Source organism: Oxynema mangrovii CENA135 (genome assembly GCF_016632315.1).
GTDB classification, from domain to species: Bacteria; Cyanobacteriota; Cyanobacteriia; order Cyanobacteriales; family Laspinemataceae; genus Oxynema; species Oxynema aestuarii.
Window position 1 is genome coordinate 15,531 of the sequence record NZ_JAEOXH010000001.1, and the last position, 20,069, is coordinate 35,599.

The 20,069-nt window shown below is 51.1% G+C and carries 10 protein-coding genes; 7 read left to right on the forward strand and 3 right to left on the reverse strand.

Annotated elements, in window-relative coordinates:
* The first annotated feature begins 14 nt into the window (after positions 1-14).
* Positions 15-1,655 (forward strand): ArnT family glycosyltransferase, encoded by a 1,641-nt coding sequence (locus JJD41_RS00050; RefSeq protein WP_200664172.1) that lies wholly within the window; start codon positions 15-17, stop codon positions 1,653-1,655.
* 104 nt (positions 1,656-1,759) lie between these two features.
* Here the strand turns inward: JJD41_RS00050 and JJD41_RS00055 are convergent, their stop codons facing one another.
* On the reverse strand, positions 1,760-2,674 hold the full coding sequence (locus JJD41_RS00055) for a glycosyltransferase family 2 protein (protein ID WP_200664173.1): 915 nt from the start codon (positions 2,672-2,674) through the stop codon (positions 1,760-1,762).
* A 166-nt stretch (positions 2,675-2,840) separates the two neighbouring features.
* Between JJD41_RS00055 and JJD41_RS00060 the strand changes: the two genes are divergently transcribed.
* The 4 genes from JJD41_RS00060 to JJD41_RS00075 all read left to right on the forward strand — a co-directional run bounded on the left by JJD41_RS00060 (position 2,841) and on the right by JJD41_RS00075 (position 9,521).
* Entirely contained in the window at positions 2,841-4,766 is a 1,926-nt protein-coding gene (locus JJD41_RS00060; protein ID WP_234488437.1) for a CHASE2 domain-containing protein, read from the forward strand.
* A 192-nt stretch (positions 4,767-4,958) separates the two neighbouring features.
* Positions 4,959-5,774 carry a DUF928 domain-containing protein gene (locus tag JJD41_RS00065; RefSeq protein ID WP_200664174.1) on the forward strand — a complete coding sequence of 272 codons (816 nt, stop codon included), beginning with the start codon at positions 4,959-4,961 and terminating at the stop codon, positions 5,772-5,774.
* Between the two features lie 84 nt (positions 5,775-5,858).
* Positions 5,859-8,438 (forward strand): CHAT domain-containing protein, encoded by a 2,580-nt coding sequence (locus JJD41_RS00070; RefSeq protein ID WP_200664175.1) that lies wholly within the window; start codon positions 5,859-5,861, stop codon positions 8,436-8,438.
* Between the two features lie 276 nt (positions 8,439-8,714).
* The gene (locus JJD41_RS00075; protein WP_200664176.1) at positions 8,715-9,521 is read left to right on the forward strand and encodes a TPM domain-containing protein; all 807 of its coding nucleotides are present in this window, start codon (positions 8,715-8,717) and stop codon (positions 9,519-9,521) included.
* 43 nt (positions 9,522-9,564) lie between these two features.
* On the opposite strand, the gene JJD41_RS00080 is transcribed toward JJD41_RS00075, so the two are convergent.
* The gene (locus tag JJD41_RS00080; RefSeq protein ID WP_200664177.1) at positions 9,565-11,091 is read right to left on the reverse strand and encodes a WD40 repeat domain-containing protein; all 1,527 of its coding nucleotides are present in this window, start codon (positions 11,089-11,091) and stop codon (positions 9,565-9,567) included.
* A gap of 96 nt (positions 11,092-11,187) precedes the next feature.
* Positions 11,188-11,319 (reverse strand): hypothetical protein, encoded by a 132-nt coding sequence (locus JJD41_RS25155; RefSeq protein WP_255547196.1) that lies wholly within the window; start codon positions 11,317-11,319, stop codon positions 11,188-11,190.
* A gap of 476 nt (positions 11,320-11,795) precedes the next feature.
* On the opposite strand from JJD41_RS25155, the gene JJD41_RS00085 reads away from it, so the two are divergent.
* Both JJD41_RS00085 and JJD41_RS00090 read left to right on the forward strand, forming a co-directional pair.
* The gene (locus JJD41_RS00085; protein WP_200664178.1) at positions 11,796-18,845 is read left to right on the forward strand and encodes a PAS domain S-box protein; all 7,050 of its coding nucleotides are present in this window, start codon (positions 11,796-11,798) and stop codon (positions 18,843-18,845) included.
* Positions 18,826-19,977 (forward strand): ATP-binding protein, encoded by a 1,152-nt coding sequence (locus JJD41_RS00090; RefSeq protein ID WP_200664179.1) that lies wholly within the window; start codon positions 18,826-18,828, stop codon positions 19,975-19,977. Before JJD41_RS00085 ends, JJD41_RS00090 begins: the two co-directional genes overlap by 20 nt.
* Positions 19,978-20,069: the final 92 nt, after the last annotated feature.

The window sequence follows — 20,069 nt, forward strand, 5'->3', positions numbered from 1 at the left end:
GGAGGGCGATCGCCTTGAATCAAAATCCTTTTAATTCTACAAATAATCCCGATCGCCTCAAAATTGCGATCGCCCTCACTGCGATCGTCTGCGTCAGCTTTGTTATTAATATTATCGGCATTAATTGGGGATTGCCGAGTACGATCGGCTGGGCGCCAGACGAACTCATCCCTTTACGAGTTTTAGAGGGATTAGAAAAAGGTTTTTCTAATGGGTGGTATTACAAATATCCTCCTTTTCATTTCTATATTTTAGCCCTTCTCTATTCTCCTTTCTGGATTCTGCATCAATTCCAGATTGTTGACATTTACAGCAGTGAAATTTATACGATTTTATTTTACCTCGGTCGCGGTCTGACTCTGCTCATGTCTGTCGGTTTGCTGCTAGTGTTGTATTTCTTGGCGTCGAAGGTTTTCGATCGCGCTTCCGCCCTCTTTTCTTTACTAATTATAATCGTCAGTTGTCCGTTTGTTTACTATTCAAAAACTCTCAATCTCGACATTCCGTATTTATTTTGGTTTTCGCTGTCGTTATTCTTCTATTTAAGAATTCTCGAACGACAACAATTACGAGATTATCTCCTCTTTTCTTTGATGGCGGCGATCGCCGTTGCTACCAAAGATCAAGCCTATGCCTTTTACCTACTCACTCCTCTAGTAATTATTTGGCAACATTATCGTCATTTAAAACAACTCAATCCCGATACTCGTTTTAAAGATGCCCTTTTAGATCGAAAAATTGTTTATTCGCTGTGGATTGGATTCGGCGTCTTTTTTCTCCTGCATAATCTTATTTTCAATTTGGAGGGCTTTTTCAAGCATGTTAACTTAATTACCTCCGGTAGCGCTCAAATTCGCCCCCGATACGAACAGAATCTCTGGGGACAGTTAAAAATGTTTCGTCAAAGTTTGACCCATTTGCGATTTTCTCTGGGATGGGGATTGTATTTTATTTCGATTTTGGGCTTTCTCAAGGTTATTTCAAAAATTAAAAAGTATCGTTTATTCGCGTTTCTACTGGTTCCCCTCGTTTCTTACTATCTTTTTTATATTTGCATTGTTTGGTATAGCAATATCCGTTATTTAATGCCAATTTGGCTGATTCTGTCTCTGTGTGGCGGCAAATCGATCGCGGAGTTTTTGGGAAGACGATCGCCTTACCTTGCAGTTAAAGCGTTAGTCATTATTGCCATTTTTATTTACAGTTTTTCTTATTCATTTACACTCAATATTTTGATGGTCAATGACTCCCGTTATACGGTGGAAAGGTGGATGAATGAAAATATTGAAGCGAATGCACTGGTTTTGGGGGCGGGCGATCGCAAATATTTACCCAGACTGGAAAGTTATCGTTCCCAAGTCATCACCGAACCGACCCTAGAAACAGTGACTAACCTCGATCCGGACTATATTATTTTAACGAGTGCTTACGATATTCGTCGATTTGAAAGTGGAACGCCGGAATATCAGTTTTTCGCGGAACTTCAAGACCGTAACTTGCCTTATAGTCTGCAATTTAGATATCAATATCGACCGCAATGGTATTTTTTCAATCGCCAAGAATTGGAATATCGCAATGTAGACGATCGCTATATTTACTCAAATTTCGATAAAATCGATCCGGAAATTACTATTTTTCAAAAAGTTCGGGAATAAAAAGCCTAAATTTTAAACCCTTTCGATCGCGGCAGGACGCCCGCCCCCCTCATAATCATTCCATCCTAGAATCTACAATCTAAAATCTACAATCTACAATTCCTTCACCGACTGCGCTTGTCAATCATATCCGCAAGCAGGGCAAACATCGCCAATTGAGTAGAAGTTACCAGTAAAATTAAAGTTCTTTCAGTTAAATCCTGACGGATAAAAAGATCTTGAAACAGAGTCATTAAAAATCCCGAAAAAAAGACCCCTGCAACGGGTAAAAATACGCGCAAAGGAGCAAAATAAACCCCGGTTCTGAGAATAATTTGTAAGAAACGCAGGGTATCGCGAATTGGTTGAATTTTACTTTTACCAATGCGGGGGTGATAGTCGATCGGTTCGTAATCGACAATATAATGATTCGTCAACATGGCGATCGCGATCGTGGTGGTGAAACTGAAACCGTCCGGGAGAATATTGAGAAACTGTTCGGCAATATCTTTGCGAAAGACGCGCAAGCCACTGTTAAGGTCGGGGATGTGACATCGGGTGACCCATTCGGCGAAGCGGACGAGAAACCATTTGGGGATTTTGCGGAGGTTGGAATAGCGGACGTTGGCGCCGATGCGGGCGCCGATGACCATGTCGGCGTCGCGAGTGAGGGCGACGAGGTGGGGAATACGATCGCTCGGATAGGTTCCGTCGGCGTCGGTAATGACGATTAAGGGATGTTTGGCGTGACGGATGCCTGTTTTGAGGGCGGCGCCGTAGCCTAAGTTGTTGGAGTGGTGGTAGACGCGCAGGTGAGGGCTGGGACGAGGGCGATCGCGCTGCTGCCACTGTTGTAAAATGGCGGCGGTGGCGTCGCTGGAACCGTCGTCGATCGCCAAAATCTCGTAAGTCGATCCGGCGCGATCGAGGATTTGTTCTAATTCGTCGAGGGTATGGGCGATCGCCAGTTCTTCGTTATAAACCGGAATAATCACCGAAAATGGCGGATTTTCGCCGCGATCGCGTTCGATAGAGTCCATAGGGCTTGCAAAACAAGCATTTTAGCAGAACAGTTGAGGAGAATCGATTCTATCACGTCGGTTTGGGCGCGAAGGCGGCGCTATTTTTCAGGGTGACGATCCTAAAATAGGAACCCGATAGATACACTATTGGTGGTCTAATCCCGCGCGCTAACGCCACACGTCCTTGTTTACCAAGTTTTTTACGCGAGAGCTTCGAGATCGCCTGCACGCCGTGCGCCAGTCGCTGACGGCGACGCGGATGTTGATGGCGGTGACGATCGCCGTGTTGATTGGGGGCTTACTGCTGGCGCGAACCTGGGGATGGACTCAAAACTTAGAACTGGCGGTGTTCGATCGCATGGTGCAGATGCAGCCGGATCTCGGCCCGGATCCGCGCCTGTTGGTGGTCGAAATTACCGAGTCGGACTTGCAACGTTTTCAACAATGGCCCTTGAGCGATCGCATTTACGCCCAAACTTTGCAAGAACTCCAAAAACATCATCCCAAGGCGATCGCCCTCGATATTTTTCGCGATCTTCCCAATCCTCCCGGTTATGAGGAATTGGTCGCCCAATTACAACAGCCTAACGTCATCGGTATTACCTATTTCGGCAATAGCAAAATCGAACGCATTCCGCCACCGCCGACGTTACCGGAATCTCAGGTCGCCTTTAGCGATCTGCTCACCGATCCCGATGGGGTCGTCCGTCGCAATTTAATGTTTCTCCCCGAGGACGACCGGATTTTCCAATCCCTCTCTCTGAGTCTGGCCCTGTTCGAGTTGGGCGATCGCGGTCTGACGCCGAAAATTGCGAAAGATAATAACTATCACCTGGGCAACGCTATTTTTACCCAACTCAAGCCCAATTCCGGCGCCTATCAAACCATCGATGCGGGAGGCTACCAAATTCTCCTCCACTACCGATCGCGCGATCCCGCCCGCCGGGTCACCCTCGGCGATATCCTCGACGGACGCTACGATCCTGCGTGGATCGAGGACAAACTGGTGGCGATCGGAACCACGGCGCCGAGTTTAAAAGACACTTTTTTTACCCCCTACAGTGAAGTCGCCGAGGGCAATCGCAAAATGCCGGGGGTGCTGATTCACACCCAAATGGTCAGTCAGTTTTTGACTGCGGCGATCGACGATCGCCCCCCTTTCTGGTTTTGGCCCGCATGGTTAGAAACCCTTTGGATTCTCACTTGGGCGGGGTTGGGAATTGGTATCGGAATGTGGCTCAATCATCCGGCTATGCTTGCCCTTTGTACTGCCGTGAGTTTGTCCGGTTTGGCGCTAATTTCCTATCAATTCTTCCTCCACGGCGGCTGGATTCCCATAGCCACGCCCGGCTTAGGATTGTTGCTCGTATCGGCGGCGATCGTGACTTACGAACTCCAAAAAGCCCGACAACAACAATCGATGGTCATGCGCTTACTCGGTCAACAAACTTCGCCAGAAATTGCCCGAGCCCTTTGGCAACAACGCGACAGTCTACTCGAATCCGGAATGATTCCCGGAAGGACATTAACCGCCACTGTATTGTTTAGCGACATTCACAATTTTACGACGATTTCCGAGCAGACTTCTACCGATCTTCTCATGAGTTGGCTCAATGAATATTTGCAAGCAATGACTCGAGAAGTCACCACCCATCACGGCATTGTTAATAAATTTATTGGCGATGCCTTGATGGCAGTTTTTGGCCTTCCCTTATCCCATTACAATACGGCAGAAGATGCCCGCAATGCCGTATCTTGTGCGTTGGCGATGCGCGATCGCCTCCGCGAACTCAATGACAACTGGGCCAAGCGCGGTTTACCCGTAATTCAAATTCGCATCGGAATTTACACCGGATCTGTAATGGCGGGCAGTTTGGGCGGGAAAGAACGGCTGGAATATGGCGTCATCGGCGATAGTGTCAACATCGCTTCTCGTTTGGAAAGTTGCGAAAAAGACCGTCAAATTGATAATTGTCGGATTTTGATCGCTCGCCAAACACTGATTCACGTTTACGGAGAATTTGAAGTCGAATTCTGGGGGCCGTTGCAACTCAAAGGTAAACAACATTCGGTGGAAGTCTATCGCGTTTTGGGTAAGTTGCGAAAGTAGAAAAGAATTTGAGAGTTGAGAATTTAGATTTTAGACGCGGTGAGATTTAAATCTTGTGTTAATGCTATTAAAATCAACATCAATGGATCGGTATCGATCGCGAGTTTGAGAAGGACTCTAAGGATCGGTTACAATTAAAGAATTAGATGAAATGTTCAGTTATAATTTTCAGTCTAAATATTTTTTAGTGCCATGCCAGTTAAAGCTTTTCAAAACTCCATACTTTTTCGATCGCCGACCTCGGCGTTAGCGATCGCCACCCTCTTAGTCGTCGCGATCGCGCCGATGGGAAATCGGGCGACAGCTTCCGAAATCACGATCGCCGATTCGTCTACCCCCAGAGTGAACGACCCTCCGGGAGGACGAGAACCGGGAGGCAACCGCGCGCCCCTCCCCGAGGTTGACAATGCGCCGGGAGGACGAGAACCGGGGGCGACTCGCAGCGCCAATGGATGTCTGGAAGAAGATAAAGCCTTGGCGATCGTGCAACCCGTCGGCGATCGCAACCGCATTACCACCAGTGCTATCTATCCGACCTTCTTCTTCTACCTTCCAGAAACCAGCGCACCCAAAGCAGAATTTGTTCTCACGGACAATAGGTATCAAGAAATTTACAAGACGACTTTCGACGTTTTCGATGCAGGTAGCACGATCCGGGTCACTATCCCCGCTTCTCTCCTGTCGCCGACATTGGAAGTGGGATCGGAGTATACTTGGTCTTTTTCCTTATTGTGCAATCCCAACGAACCCTCGGGGAATATCTTCATTCAAGGAACGATCGAACGGATGATGTCGAGTGGGGGATCGGGACGGGAAATGATGGCCGCTTCGGCGAGCGATCGCCTCGCCCGCTTCCTGGAGGAGGAAAACTGGACCGATGCCCTGATTGCTTTAGCCGACCTGCGCCGCGAAAACCCGAATGACCGCAGTTTGCGCGATCGCTGGACGTCCCTCTTACAAGAGTTGGGACTCGAAGAGTACGCCAGCGAACCGTTAGTGCAACCTTGAGCTGAAGATGAGTTATCACGGGAAGAAGGGGAACGGCCCGGTCGTGGCACGTTTCCCGGTGTCCCTTTCGACGGTTCGATTGCTATGAGTTTTTCCATCTCCCTCTCACTTCTGCTCGCCTTCAGTATTTCAGGAAGCGCCGATCGCCCGTTCGCGCCGTCCTCACTTAATCCCGTCGTCACCCTGGCGCAAGGAACTAGCGAAGACGACGCCCGGGGCGATCGCCTCCTGGAACAAGGACGCCAGCAGTTTAATAACAGTCAGTTTCGCGAAGCGGCGGCGACCTGGGAACGGGCGTTAACCGTGTATCGGGCCGACGGCGATCGCCGGGGAGAACTCCAAGCGGTGGGGTTTTTGGGCATGATTTACCCGTACTTCGGCGAGTATCGAAAAGCCCTGGAGTTCGCCGATCGCCAGTTAGCCCTCGCCCGGGAATTGGGCGATCGCCAGGGAGAAGCGAACGCCTGGGGCAATTTTTCGGTGATTTATATTTACCTCGGCGATTTTCCTCGGGCGATCGAAGTCAGCGAACAACTGTTAGAACTCTCCCGAGAACTCGACGATCCGGCGGGGGAACGCAGTGCGATCGGAAACTTGGGATTGATTTATTTATCTCGATCGCAATACGGCAAGGCAATCGAATATATCCATCAAAGTTTGGAAATGAGCCGCGAAGATGGTAACAAGTTAAATCAATCCAATGGCTTGGGCAATCTCGGGGTCGCCTATCGGGCAATCGGCAATTACGATCGCGCGATCGAATATACCGAGGCGCAATTGGAGATCGCCCGCGAGATCGGCAATCGCCAGCAAGAGGCCAACGCCCTCGGCAATCTCGGGATAATTTATATCTACAAGCAACAATATAATAGCGCCATCGAGTATAACGAACGACAGTTAGCGATCGCCCGCGAGATCGGCGATCCGCGCGGTGCCAAAAATGCTTTGGGAAACATCGGCATCGTTTACTTCCTTCGCGAAGATTACGGCGGGGCGATCGCCCGGTTTAACGAGGTGTTGACCCTCACGCGCCAGATCGGCGATCGCACCGGGGAAGCCAATTCCCTAGGCAATCTCGCCCAAGCTCACCTGCGATCGGCGAACTATAGCGAAGCGACGAACTACGCCCGAGAACAACTCGCCCTCGTGCGCGAATTGGGCGATCGACGCGCTGAAGCCAACGCCCTGATGAGCGTGGGGGGCGCCCTGTTATACGACGGTCGCAGTCAAGAGGCGATCCCGTTGTTGCGTCAGGGGATTGAAGTCTTCGAGTCCCTAGTTCCCGGAGTCAGCAACGAGAATAAAATCACCTTACTCGATACTTTTGGCGACTCCTACGACCTCCTGCAACAGGCCCTGGTCTTGGTCGGTCGGGCCGAAGAAGCCTTAGAAGTTTCCGAACGCGGACGGGCGCGCGCCTTCGTCGAGTTATTGGCCCAACGTCGCAACCCGAATTCGACCGCCGAAATCGAGTTAGATCCGCCGACGATCGCCGATATCACACAAGTGGCACGAGATCGCCAGGCGACCCTCGTCGAATATTCGATTGTCGATGCCGGATTATTAATTTGGGTTGTCACCCCGGAAGGTAACGTCCATCTGCGAACGGTGAAATTTTCTCCGCAACAACTGCAAAACCTCGCCGAACAAGGACGGGTCAGTGCTGCCGGAGGTGTCATCCTCAACGAAAACGAGATCGCCTTTGCGAATGCCGTGCGCGGCACGCGAGCGGCTCTCAACTTCAACCAAAGTGCGGCACAAGAACAAGCGAACGACGTAGAGGAAATCGAAGAAGAGCGCGAAAAGTTAAAAGAACTTTACAACCTCCTCATCAAACCGATCGAAGATCTGTTACCGGACCATCCCGACGCGCGGATCGTGTTTATTCCCGACGCTGCCTTATTTTTGGTTCCCTTTCCGGCATTAATCGACGATCGCGACCGCTATTTAATCGAACGTTACACCCTGTTAAGCGCTCCTTCGATTCAAGTGCTGCAATTGACCGAACGGCGATCGCCACCCTCCTCATCCGAGTCCGGCGAGGGGGAATTTTTAGTAGTGGGTAACCCGAAAATGCCCCCGGTTTACTCTCCAGAAAGGAATCAGCTAGAACCCTTGCGGGCGCTCCCTTACGCCCAAGCGGAGGCGATCGAAATTGCCAAAATTGTTAAAACCTTGGCTTTAGTCGGCGAGAAAGCCACCGAAGCGCTGCTCAAACAACGGATGACCCAGGCGCGGGTCATTCACCTGGCGACTCACGGCTTGATTGACGACCGTCACGCAATGGATAGCGCGATCGCGGTAACCCCGGATGGGGATAACGACGGCTTGCTGACCGCCGAGGAAATTTTCGAGTTAGACCTGAAGGCGGACTTAGTGGTGCTGTCCGCTTGCGAGACCGGATTGGGCGAGATTACCGGGGATGGTGTAGTCGGCTTGTCGCGATCGTTCCTCAGTGCGGGGAGTCGCAGTGTTTTAGTCTCCTTATGGTCCGTTCGCGACGATTCCACCGCCTTTTTAATGCGCGAGTTTTACCGGGAGTTCGATCGCACCGGAGATAAAGCCCACGCTTTACGACAGGCGATGTTAGTGACGATGGATCGAGAGCAGTACGCCCACCCCTTTCACTGGGCGGCGTTTACCCTAATTGGGGCGGCGGATTAGAGATGAGAGTGTGAAGTTTAGATCGAGAGGGTCGGGAATCGGGAAGTCCTCAGAACGGGAAAGGTTCTCGGCGGGGGAGAGCTGACACGCGATTCCCGACTCCCGACAGGACCCGCGATCGCTCATTGACGCCGTTAACCGTCGGTGCGTAATATTAATGCAAGGTTAAAAAGTGTAAAAATTTATTAACTTATAAATTAAGGGAAAATCCCACTAGGCATCGATTCCGATCGCGCCGACCGACTTTAAACCCCCGACAACTAGATAGAGCGACCCATGCAACAGCAGTTTCGTCATTCTCTTCTCAAAACTCTTGCCGTCTTCTTCCTGGCGATTTGCACGTGGGCGATCGCGCCGCACGCCGCCCGTGCTTACGACAATCCGGACTTGCTGCCGACGACGCCAACGCCGATTATCGACTTGGCCAAATCCCTGACCAGCATTCAGCAAGAAAACCTCAGTACCGAACTGGAGAATTTTGAAAGCGAAACCGGGTGGAAGCTCAGAGTGCTGACCCAATACGACCGCACTCCCGGTCGGGCCGTGCGAGAGTTCTGGGATCTCGACGACAAAAGCATTTTACTCGTCGCCGATCCTCGCGGCGGCAACCTGCTCAATTTCAACGTCGGCAATGAGGTTTACGCCTTGCTACCGCGTACCTTTTGGGTAGAATTGCAAACCCGTTACGGCAATCAATTTTTCGTGCGCGACCACGGAGAAGATGGCTCGATTCTCAACTCGTTAAACGCCATTGAGGGCTGTTTGCGTGACGGCGGTTGCCGCGTCGTACCCGGACTGCCGCGCGAACAGTGGATTTTAACCTTAGTCACCTCCACCCTTGGCGGTGTGGTGTTGGGATTTGCCGCCCACCCGCGCAAGGATCGCCAAAACTTTTCGTGGCAGTGGGCCTTAATGTTTTCGCCCTTATGGGGAATTCTGTTCGTCGCCTTCGGGATCGGTCCGGTCGTGAGCCGTACCTCGGATTGGCTGCCACTTTTGCGAAATGTCCTCGGCTTTTTACTCGGGGCCGTCGTCGCTTATCTGACCCCGGTTATCGATCGCAAATCCCCTTCCGAAACCTAAACGGCGTGCTGAGGAGAGGCGATCGCTTCTCCCTTAGCCTGCCTTACCCCTGAGTGCGATCGTCCCATCCCGGTTGTTGGTGGCGGAACACACTCAAATCGAGGGTCGGACCGTCCCCCGGGGCGTCGGCCACGCCGTCGCTACGCAGGGAAAAGGCAATCACCGGATCCGGATGTCCCGTGAGGGTTTCGATCAACTCCCCAGTGTGTAGATTCCATAACTTGATCGTCCGTTCCGTACTGCCACTGGCGAGGGTTTCGCCGTCGGCGGCGATCGCCAGCGATCTCACGATCCCCGAATGTCCGGCAATGGTGCGGATCGATTCCCCGGTTTCCAAATTCCAAATGTCGATCGTGCCATCTTGGGTGCCGCAGACCAGGGAGCGACCGTCGCGGGCGATCGCGCAAGAAATCACCGGATCCGAGTGGGTCTCGAACGTCCGGATTAAGCGCCCACTGCCCACGTCCCACAACTTCAGAGTTTTATCAATACTGCCACTGGCGAGCAATGCCGAGTCCGGGCTGAACACCACCGGGCGCACCGTTCCCGTATGGGCGGCGAAACTGTGCAGCAACTCGCCACTATCGAGCTTCCAGAGATTGATCGTGCCGTCGTAGCCGCCACTGACGAGCAAGCTGGCATCTTTGGCGATCGCCAGGGAACTCACCCCACTGGTATGACCTTTCAAGGTATGAATTAAACGGCCCGTTCCCCCCCGAACTTCGTCGAGTTTCTTTTCCGTACTGCCACTCGCCAGGGGTTGTCCGCCGCCCCCGGTCGAGAGGGGATAGAACGAGAGAGACTCGCCGTGGAGCGCCTCGCATAACTCGGGATCGTCCAAGTTCCAGAGCTTGATCGTGCCGTCGTAACCGCTCGTCGCCACCGATCGCCCGTCCGCCGCCACTGCAAACGGGTAGACCGAACTCGACGCCCCGGCGAGGGCGCGCATCCACTCCCAAGACGCCCGATCGGACGCGACCGACGCCAAATAACTCCGCAGACCGCCCCCGTAGAGCAAATCCCCGGGATGGAGCGCGGACGAGTCCTCGGCGAGCCAATCCGTCGGCACGAAGCCCATCAGAATAGCCCGATATTCCTCCCGCGATTCTTCCGGCGGTTCGAGGATCCAGGCACAGGCGATCGCCACGTTCTCGCGGATCTCTTCGGCGGAAACCGACCAGGAGAGAGACTCTAGGGAGCCGCGCGCCACTTTGACCAGAGCCCGAGTAGAGCGGTGGGCCGCCACGGCAAACGGCACGGTTCCATCAATTTTGATATTTTCCGCATCTTCTAACGGAATCAGATCCTCTCCCAGGGTCTGGGCGATCGCCTCTTGGGCCAACTGTTCCGGCAAATATTGCAAGCATAATTCGCGCACCGGAGCAAACTGCTCGGCTTTGAGAACCATCCGACGACAACGGGCGTGAATATTTTTCAGTCGCCGACCCCGAATGATGACGAGTTCGCTATACACACCGGGCAATTCACAACAAATCAAGTTCGCCCAATTGTCGTTGACCCGGGCGAGAAAATCTTGTTGTTGTGCTTTCAGGGGTCTTGTCCAGTCCATGTTTGAGGTGGGTTGTCCTCCCAAGATTTTTACACAGATCGCTCAAAAAAAAGGCGCGCGAGCCGCGCCCCGATCGCGATCGCCGTTGGCGAAGGTTCAATGTCTAAGGTCTTCGTCTATATCCTCCAATGCAGGCGGCGGAGCTTCCGGCGTTCGCAGCAATTCGACCATTTCCTGAATCTCCGGAGGCGGTGGCGGCGTCAACCGCGACCCTACCAAAGTCAGCACCCCGCTCTAAAGAGACGGAGTGCTGACAGGATCGGACATTTTTGTGATAATTGTAGAACGACTTCGGAAATCTTATCTTTTAGCGGCAAAAATGAGGGAGATCGCACCGATCGCTTGCCGTTCAAGTCCCGAACCCCCCACAATCCCTAGAGCCTTACTTTCCCGAAGATCTCCAAGGCTTCGATCGCCCTCTCATTCGTTTCAAATCATCTTGAATCGATCGAGTCGGACGATTCCAAGCCGTCTACAAGTCACAACCTGTTCTCAGTGCCAGCTTAAACAAAGATCGCCCCAGAGATCGCCGCTCGTTTCGATCGCGGCGCCATGTTCGAGTGCATTGCAAGCAAGGTTCGGAATGAATCTAGCGTTAAGCGAGGGAGACCTTTGCTACTCTAGGTTCGGGAAAATCATGAGATGACTCGTTCGAGAAAGGGCATCCTAACTATTATCCAAAAACTATTAACGAATTTATACGAATGACCGATATTGCTAACGCGAATCAAAACAGAAATCCTACTGCCAATATTTTAGTCATTGACGATACCCCAAATAATTTACGCTTGTTGGGTAAAAGCTTAAAACAGTTGGGCTATGGCGTGCGCTTGGCGAAAGATCCTCAATTGGCTCTCCAGTCGGCGATCGCGCGGCCACCGGATTTGATTCTACTCGATATCATGATGCCGGAACTCGACGGTTACGAAGTCTGCGCTCAGTTGAAAGCCAACGAGCGAACGCGACAGATTCCGGTCATTTTTTTAACGGCCAAGGGAGAAGTATTAGATAAAGTGCGAGCCTTTGAATTGGGGGCGGCGGACTATATTACCAAACCCTTTGCAATGGAAGAAGCGATCGCGCGCATTGAAAATCAACTCAAATTTTCCCAACTCTCTCAAAAATTAATTCGTCAGAAAGACTTACTCCAGCAAGAGATTCAAGCGCTACAAAACTTTCGTAGCCCGTCGCCGCCGGATCTCACCTTGCCGTCTTCTTCCCCGAGTTTGATTCCCGTACCGTTAGGGGAGAACGCAGACGCGATCGAAACGGTCGTCCCCGATTTGGTCGTAGATCCGCCGTTACCCGACAGTAGCGCCTTGCAAGAATCGTTATTCCAGCACTCCCAGGCGATCGAAAAACAGTGCTTGCGCCTGTCCCCAGGGACCACCGTCGCCGAGGCGATCGCCCGCATGAGTCGAGAAGGGTTCAGTTGTGCCTTAGTCGTCGAAAATAACCAGTTGGTGGGACTGTTCGCCGAACGGGATATCGTCAAAATGGCAGCCGAGGCGATCGCCCCCGACGACATCTTACTCTCCGAGGTGATGACTCCCGATCCGATCGCCGTCAACATCTGCGAACCGATCGACATCTTCTCGATTTTATCTATACTGCGCCAGCACCGGATCCGACATTTACCCGCGATCGACGAATCGGGTCGGATCGTCGGCTTAATCACCCAAAGTAGCATCCGTCAAGTCCTCCAACCGACGGACTTACTCAAATTTAAGCAGGTCGATCGCGCTATGACCCGCAAAGTCATTCACTGCGCACCGAGTGCTTCTGTCTTAGAAATAGCGCGGCTGATGGCGACCTACCGCATTAGTTGCGTCGTCATCGCCGAACCCACCACCGGATCCGTTGGCGATGTGATTCCGATCGGCATTGTTACCGAACGCGATATCGTTCAATTCCGAGCCTTAAACCTCGATTTAAACGCGATCGCCGCGCGAGAAGTGATGAGCGCCCCCCTGTTGCCGATCGAAGCCGGGGACTCCTTGTGGACGGCCCATCAGTTGATGCAACGCCATCGCATTCGTCGTTTAGTCGTCACCTCCGACAACGGCACCCTCGCCGGGATCCTCACCCAAAGTAGTCTCCTCGAAGCCCTCGATCCGGTGGAAATGCAGGCCACCTTAGAGGTCTTGCGCCAACAAATCGACCGTCGCGTCGGCCAGTTAAACGAAGTCAACCACCGCCTACAGCAAGAAATTAGCGCCCGGGAACGGGAATTGCGAGAACGCACGATTCTCGAACAGGAACTCAAGACCCAGAATCTGCGCTTGCAGGCGGAAATTCAAGAGCGCATCCGCGCCGAAAACGCTCTCGCCAAACAAGAGGAACTGTTCCGTACCGTCGCCGAAAATGCCCCGGCAGCGATCATGCGACTCGATCGCCAATATCGCTACCTGTATGTCAACCGCATGACCGAAGATATTGCCGGGATGGGGGCAAATGAATTTATCGGCAAAACCAGCAGCGAGCTAGGATTTGACGAATCCTGCGTGGGTCAGTGGGAAACGACGATCGCCGAAGTGTTCGATCGCCGCACGGCCCAAACCATTGAATATGAATTACCCGGATCCCACGGCATTCGCTATTTTTCAGCCCGCATCGTCCCCGAATTCGACAGCAGGGGAGAGGTCGCCTCGGTACTGGCGATCGCCCACGATATCGGCGATCGCAAACGACGGGAACAAGCGTTGCGATCGATTGTCGAAGGAACCGCCTCCACGACCGGGGACAATTTCTTTTACGAATGCACCCGCTATCTCGCCCAAGTCCTCCAAATCCGTCACGCTTTAATTGCCGAACAAGCAGATCCCGAATTTACCAAAGCGCGCACGTTGGCGTGGTGGACCGGAGAAAGTCATCGGGAAAATATCGAGTACGAACTCGCGGGAACCCCCTGCCGACAAGTATTTCGAGGGGAATCGTGCTTTTATCCCGATTCCGTGCGCGATCGCTTTCCCGACGATCCTTATTTTCCCCAACTGAAGATCGAAAGTTATTTCGGCATTCCCCTCAACGATTCTAAGGGACGGGCGATCGGTATCCTCACCATTTTTGACGAGCGACCGATGGCAAACGATGCCGACACCCAGACGATCTTAAAGATTTTTGCCGCCCGCGCCAGCGCCGAACTCGAACGCAGACAAGCGGAGAAAATCCTACAGCAGCAAGCTGCCGCGATCGCCGCAACCGCCGACGGCATCGCCATTCTCGACCCCCAGAATCGCTATACCTATTTAAACGAGGCTCACCTCCAGATTTTCGGCTACGAAGGCCCGGAAGAACTCTTAGGCAAAAGTTGGCAACAGCTCTATCCGAGTAGAGAACTCGAACGTTTCGAGCGCGAAATCATTCCCCAGTTGCGGGAAAAAGGCTCTGTCCGCCTCGACGCGATCGGTTTGCGCCGGGACGGTCGGGAGGTTCCCCACGAAGTCTCCGTTTCCCTACTCGACAGTGGCGATCGCATTTGCATCGTGCGCGACTGTACCGAACGCCAACAAGCTCAAACCGCCTTGCAAGAGAGCGAACAACGCTTGCAAGTGGTTCTCGAAGGCAGCGATTTGGGTTGGTGGGACTTGAATCTCGCCACTGGCGTCGTTGATTTTTCCGAGCGCTGGAAAACCATGCTCGGTTACCGCGATGAGGAAATCGAGAACGTCCCCAACGCTTGGTTGGAATTACTCCATCCCGACGATCTAGAACCGACTTTAGGGTTACTCAATGCTTGTTTAGAGGGTCGCAGCCCTAGTTACGAGGCCGAATTTCGGATGTTGACCCGTTCCGGCGAATGGAAGTGGATCCTCGCCCACGGCAAAATCGTCGAACGCGACGAGCGAGGTCAGGCGCTTCGCATGGCGGGAACTCATAAAGATATCGACGATCGCAAACAAGCCGAAGTCGAACGCCTAAAATTATTAGCACGCGAACAAGCCGCCCGCAGTGAAGCCGAAGCCAACCGCACCCGGGTCGAAACGATCCTCGAAAGTATCAGCGATGCCTTTTTTGCCCTCAATCGCCAGTGGCAAATCACCTACATGAACCAACAAGCCGAAGTCTTGTTACAACAAAGCCGCAGCGAACTGCTCGGTGAAAATTTGTGGGAACATTTTCCCGAAGCCGTCGGAACTCAATTCGATCGCGTTTACCATCAAGTGATGGCCGAGCAAGTCCCGATCGACTTTATCGAATTTTACGCGCCATTGGCAGTCTGGGTTGAGGTACATGCTTATCCGTCAAAAGATGGGATTTCCGTTTATTTTCAAGATGTGACCGCTCGCCAGCAAGCCGAAGACAATTTACGCGATCGCGAGCAGTTTTTACGCAGTATTTACGAAGGGATCGAAACGGCGGTTTTCGTTGTCGATGTTTTAGACCATGGCGAGTTTCGCTATGTCGGCATCAATCCCACTCACGAGCGCTTGACCGGGATGACCGACGCCGAGTTAAGAGGGAAAACCCCTCAAGAAGTGTTACCGCCTGCGGCGGCCCGAGCCGTTACCGATTATTACCGCATGTGTGTGGAAGCACGAGCGCGCATCAGTTATGAAGAATGCTTGCCCTTGAAAGGGCAAGACACCTGGTGGATTACCAACTTAACGCCCTTGTTCGATCGCCACAATCGCGTTTATCGCTTGATCGGAACCTCTTTTAATATCAACGATCGCAAAGAAACGGAAATCGCCCTGCAACAGCAACTCAAACGCGAGCAACTGCTCAAGTCCATTCAAGAGCGGATTCGTTCCTCCCTCCAACTCGATGAAATATTGGCGATCGCGGCAGAAGAAATTCGCAGTTTCCTCGGCTGCGATCGCATTTTGATTTACGAAGTTTTGCCAGAAGATCGGCGCAGTCTGCTTACAGAATCCGTCGCGCTAGGATGTGGGGCGATCGTGGCGAGGAAAGATTACCAAGACAGTATTTTTTCTCGATGGAAAGAACGCGGCAAACTCGGAAGTATTGTAAAAATTGACGATATCGAGACCGCCGATCTCGAACCGGAATACGTAGAGTTTCTGAAGCGCTTCGATGTTAAGGCGAAATTAGTCATCCCGATTTTAAAAGATCAAAAAAATTGGGGATTAATCGTCGCGCACTCTTGTAAGAAAGCAAGAAAATGGCATAATTACGAGATCGAATCCCTCAATCAACTTGCTGTACAATTGGCGATCGCCGTGCAACAATCGATGCTGTTCGAGCAAGCTCAAGCTGAAATTGCCGAACGCAAAAAAGCCGAAGCTGCCTTGAGAGAAAGTCAGGATTTCGTCCGGCGAATCGCCGATACTTCGCCGAATTTACTTTATATTTTCGACGCGATCGAACAGTGCAATATCTATACAAATCGGGAAATTGCTACGACTCTCGGCTACAGCTCGGAAGAAATTAAGGCAATGGGCAATAATTTATTGCCGAGTATCTTGCACCCCGACGATTTATCCAAAATCCCCGAGCATTTTAAGCAACTCGATCGCGCCCCAAATGATGAAATCCTAGAGTTGGAATATCGGATGCGAAATGCGCGCGGAGAATGGCGTCACATTCTCGCGCGCGAAGCCGTGTTTGCGCGCACGCAAGAGGGCAAACTCAAGCAATTAATCGGTACCGCATCGGACATTACCGAACGCAAAAAAACGGAAGCAGCCTTGCGTGAAAGTGCCGAACGGGAACGGGCGCTCGCGGCGGCAATTCGCCGCATCCGTCAATCCTTAAATTTAGAGACAATTTTTGTCACGACGACGGAAGAATTACGAGTTTGTCTCGATTGCGATTGCGTCGCTATTTACCGCTTCGATGAAGACTATCGCGGTCAATTCATGGCGGAGTCGGTCGCCAAACCGAAATTCTCAACCCTCGGCAAACCGAAAGAGCAACAGCTTCAAGTCGTTGACGAAGAATCGAACCATTGCGGACTAGAAAATTTGTTAAATTCTCCACATTTATGGGAGGAAGATCCGTACTACTCCACAGATACAAATCGACTGGAACTGAGCGAGACAACTTGCTTAGTCGTGGAAGATGTTTATGCGAAAAACTTTAGCGATTGCTATCGCGAACGGCTGGAATCTTTCCAGATTCGAGCCTATCTGATCGTTCCGATTTTTTGCAATTCCCGAGTCTGGGGGTTGCTGGCGGCTTATCAATGTTCCGGTCCGCGAGAGTGGAAAACGAGCGATCGCAAAATGGTCATCCAAATTGGCAATCAATTAGGAGTTGCTTTACAGCAATTTGAACTGCTCAATCGCACCCAAAAGCAATCGGAAGCCCTCGCGCAAGCGGCGATCGCTGCCGATGCCGCCAACCGCTCTAAAAGTGAATTTCTCGCCAATATGAGCCACGAATTGCGAACCCCACTCAATGCGATTCTCGGCTTCGCTCAAATCATGACCGCCGACGATTCTCTAAATTCCGAACATCGCCGCAATTTAAACATTATCAACCGTGCGGGCGCCCACCTGCTCGATTTAATTAATGATGTTTTGGAAATGTCAAAAATTGAAGCGGGGAGAATTCAATTAAACGAAAATGATTTCGACTTGCTCTTACTGCTCGATACCTTGCAAGAAATTTTGAAAGTTAAAGCCGATAGCAAAGGATTGGATCTGATTTTCGAGCGATCGCCCGACGTCCCCCAGTTTATTTGTGGGGATGAAGGGAAATTGCGTCAAGTCCTGCTCAATCTCATCGGTAATGCTATCAAATTTACCCACACGGGTTCGGTGACCTTGTGCGTCACCCTCAATAATAAGGCGACTGAGACGGGTTCGGGCGATCGAGATTCCCTTTTCGATTGCAACTTACTATTTTCAGTAGAAGACACGGGCGAAGGAATCGCTCCCGAAGAAATGGGCAAGCTCTTTGAAGCCTTCGGTCAAACCGAAAGCGGACAAAAGTCGCAACAAGGAACGGGATTGGGTTTACCCATTTCACAGAAATTTGTAGAATTAATGGGAGGCAGCATAGAGGTTTGGAGTCAACGCAATGTCGGCAGTGTTTTTAGTTTTAACATTTTGGCTAAAGCTAGTTCTATCGAAAACATAGACGAAAAGTTAGCTCCAAAAGAAGCCCTCGAACTGGCTCCCCATCAACCTCAAATTCGCATTTTAGTCGTAGACGATCGCGACGAAAGTCGTTTACTCGTGCATCAAATGCTCGCAGCTCTCGGCTTTACCGTCCGAGAAGCAATAAACGGTCTCGACGCGATCGAAGTTTGGCGCGATTGGCAACCCGATCTTGTTTTGATGGATATCCGAATGCCCGTTATGGATGGCTTACAAGCGACCCAAACAATTAAATCTCAAGCCGCCGGAGAAAAGCCGATTATTATTGCCCTAACCGCCAGTGCGTTTGAAGAAGAACGCTCTAGCATTCTCGCCGCCGGATGCGATGATTTTATCCGCAAACCCTTTCAACGAGACAATTTACTCGATAAAATTCGGGAACATTTAGATATTGAATATATCTACAAGGCAGAAGATAACAAAGGAACTGCGGGCAATATTAGATCGACAGCTCCCGAGCCAAGCCGAAAAGATGACTTAAATCTGCTTTTAGCAGAAATGCCCGAGCAATGGATTCGACAAATTTATGAAAATGCCGCTCGATGTATCGATGACAAAATCATAGAGTTACTCGAAGAAGTCCCCGACAATGCAGCTTATTTAGCTGAAGTTTTAGGAGACTGGGCGAATAATTTCCAATTCCAAAAAATCATGGAATTCATCGATCGTGAAAAACCAGGGAGTTAAGCTGTTGAAACAAGATATCTTGATCGTTGACGATACCCCAGATAACTTGCGCGTGTTATCTTCTTTATTAGCCAGTCACGGGTATTTAGTTCGTAAAGCTTTAAATGGGCCTCTCGCTTTACAAGCTTGTCAGAAACAATTACCGGATCTGATTCTGCTCGATATTATGATGCCGGAAATGGACGGCTATGAAGTGTGCAATCATCTCAAATCCGACCCCACAACTCAAAAAATTCCCGTCATTTTTATCAGCGCCCTCGACAATCCGTTTGATAAAGTCAAAGCGTTTAATATTGGCGGCGCCGATTACATTACCAAACCCGTTCAAGCGGAAGAGGCGATCGCCCGCGTTTCCCATCAACTGACGATCGCCGAACAGCAACGGCAACTCGCCGAACAAAATGCCCAATTGCAACAGTTAAATCAAAAACTGAAGCGATCGAATGCCGATTTAGAACAATTCGCCTATCACGTCGCCCACGATTTGCGATCGCCGATTCAGAGTATTATTTTATTCGCCGAACTCGCGGAAGATCGCTTTCAGGACTGTCTCGGAACTAAAGGTCGAGACTATATGGAAGGGATAATTAATTCGGGACTGAGAATGAAAGATACCATCGACAATTTACTCGCTTATTCGCGGGTCGAACTCAGTCAAAATAACTTCCAACTCACCGATTGCGAACAAGTTTTAAGCGAAGCATTAGCGAATTTAGCCGAAGAAATTAGATCGTCCGGCGCGGTCATTACCCATTCAAATTTACCGACCCCGATCGCCGATCGCACCCAACTGGTGCGCCTGTTTCAAAACTTAATCGGAAATGGGATAAAATTTCGCGATACTGGAATCGTCCCTCAAATTAAAATTGGAGCGGAATCGATCGGCGATCGCGAATGGATGTTTTCGGTACAAGATAACGGAATCGGGATTGACCGGGAGTCCTTCGAGCGCATTTTTGAGATTTTCGAGCGTTTGGATACCTCCAAGAAATATCCCGGAAGTGGGATCGGGATGGCGATTTGTAAAAAAATTGTCGAACGTCATGGGGGGAAAATTTGGCTCGAATCCGAACTCGGTCGGGGAACGACCTTTTACTTTACTTTACCCGCCCAAGGGAGCGTTAACCCTTAAATCTAAAGCGATCGGGGTGGATTCGGCGATCGTCCCCGACCCTCCTTGCGATCTTGTTATATTTTGATGGGTGGCTAACAATTAAAGATCGT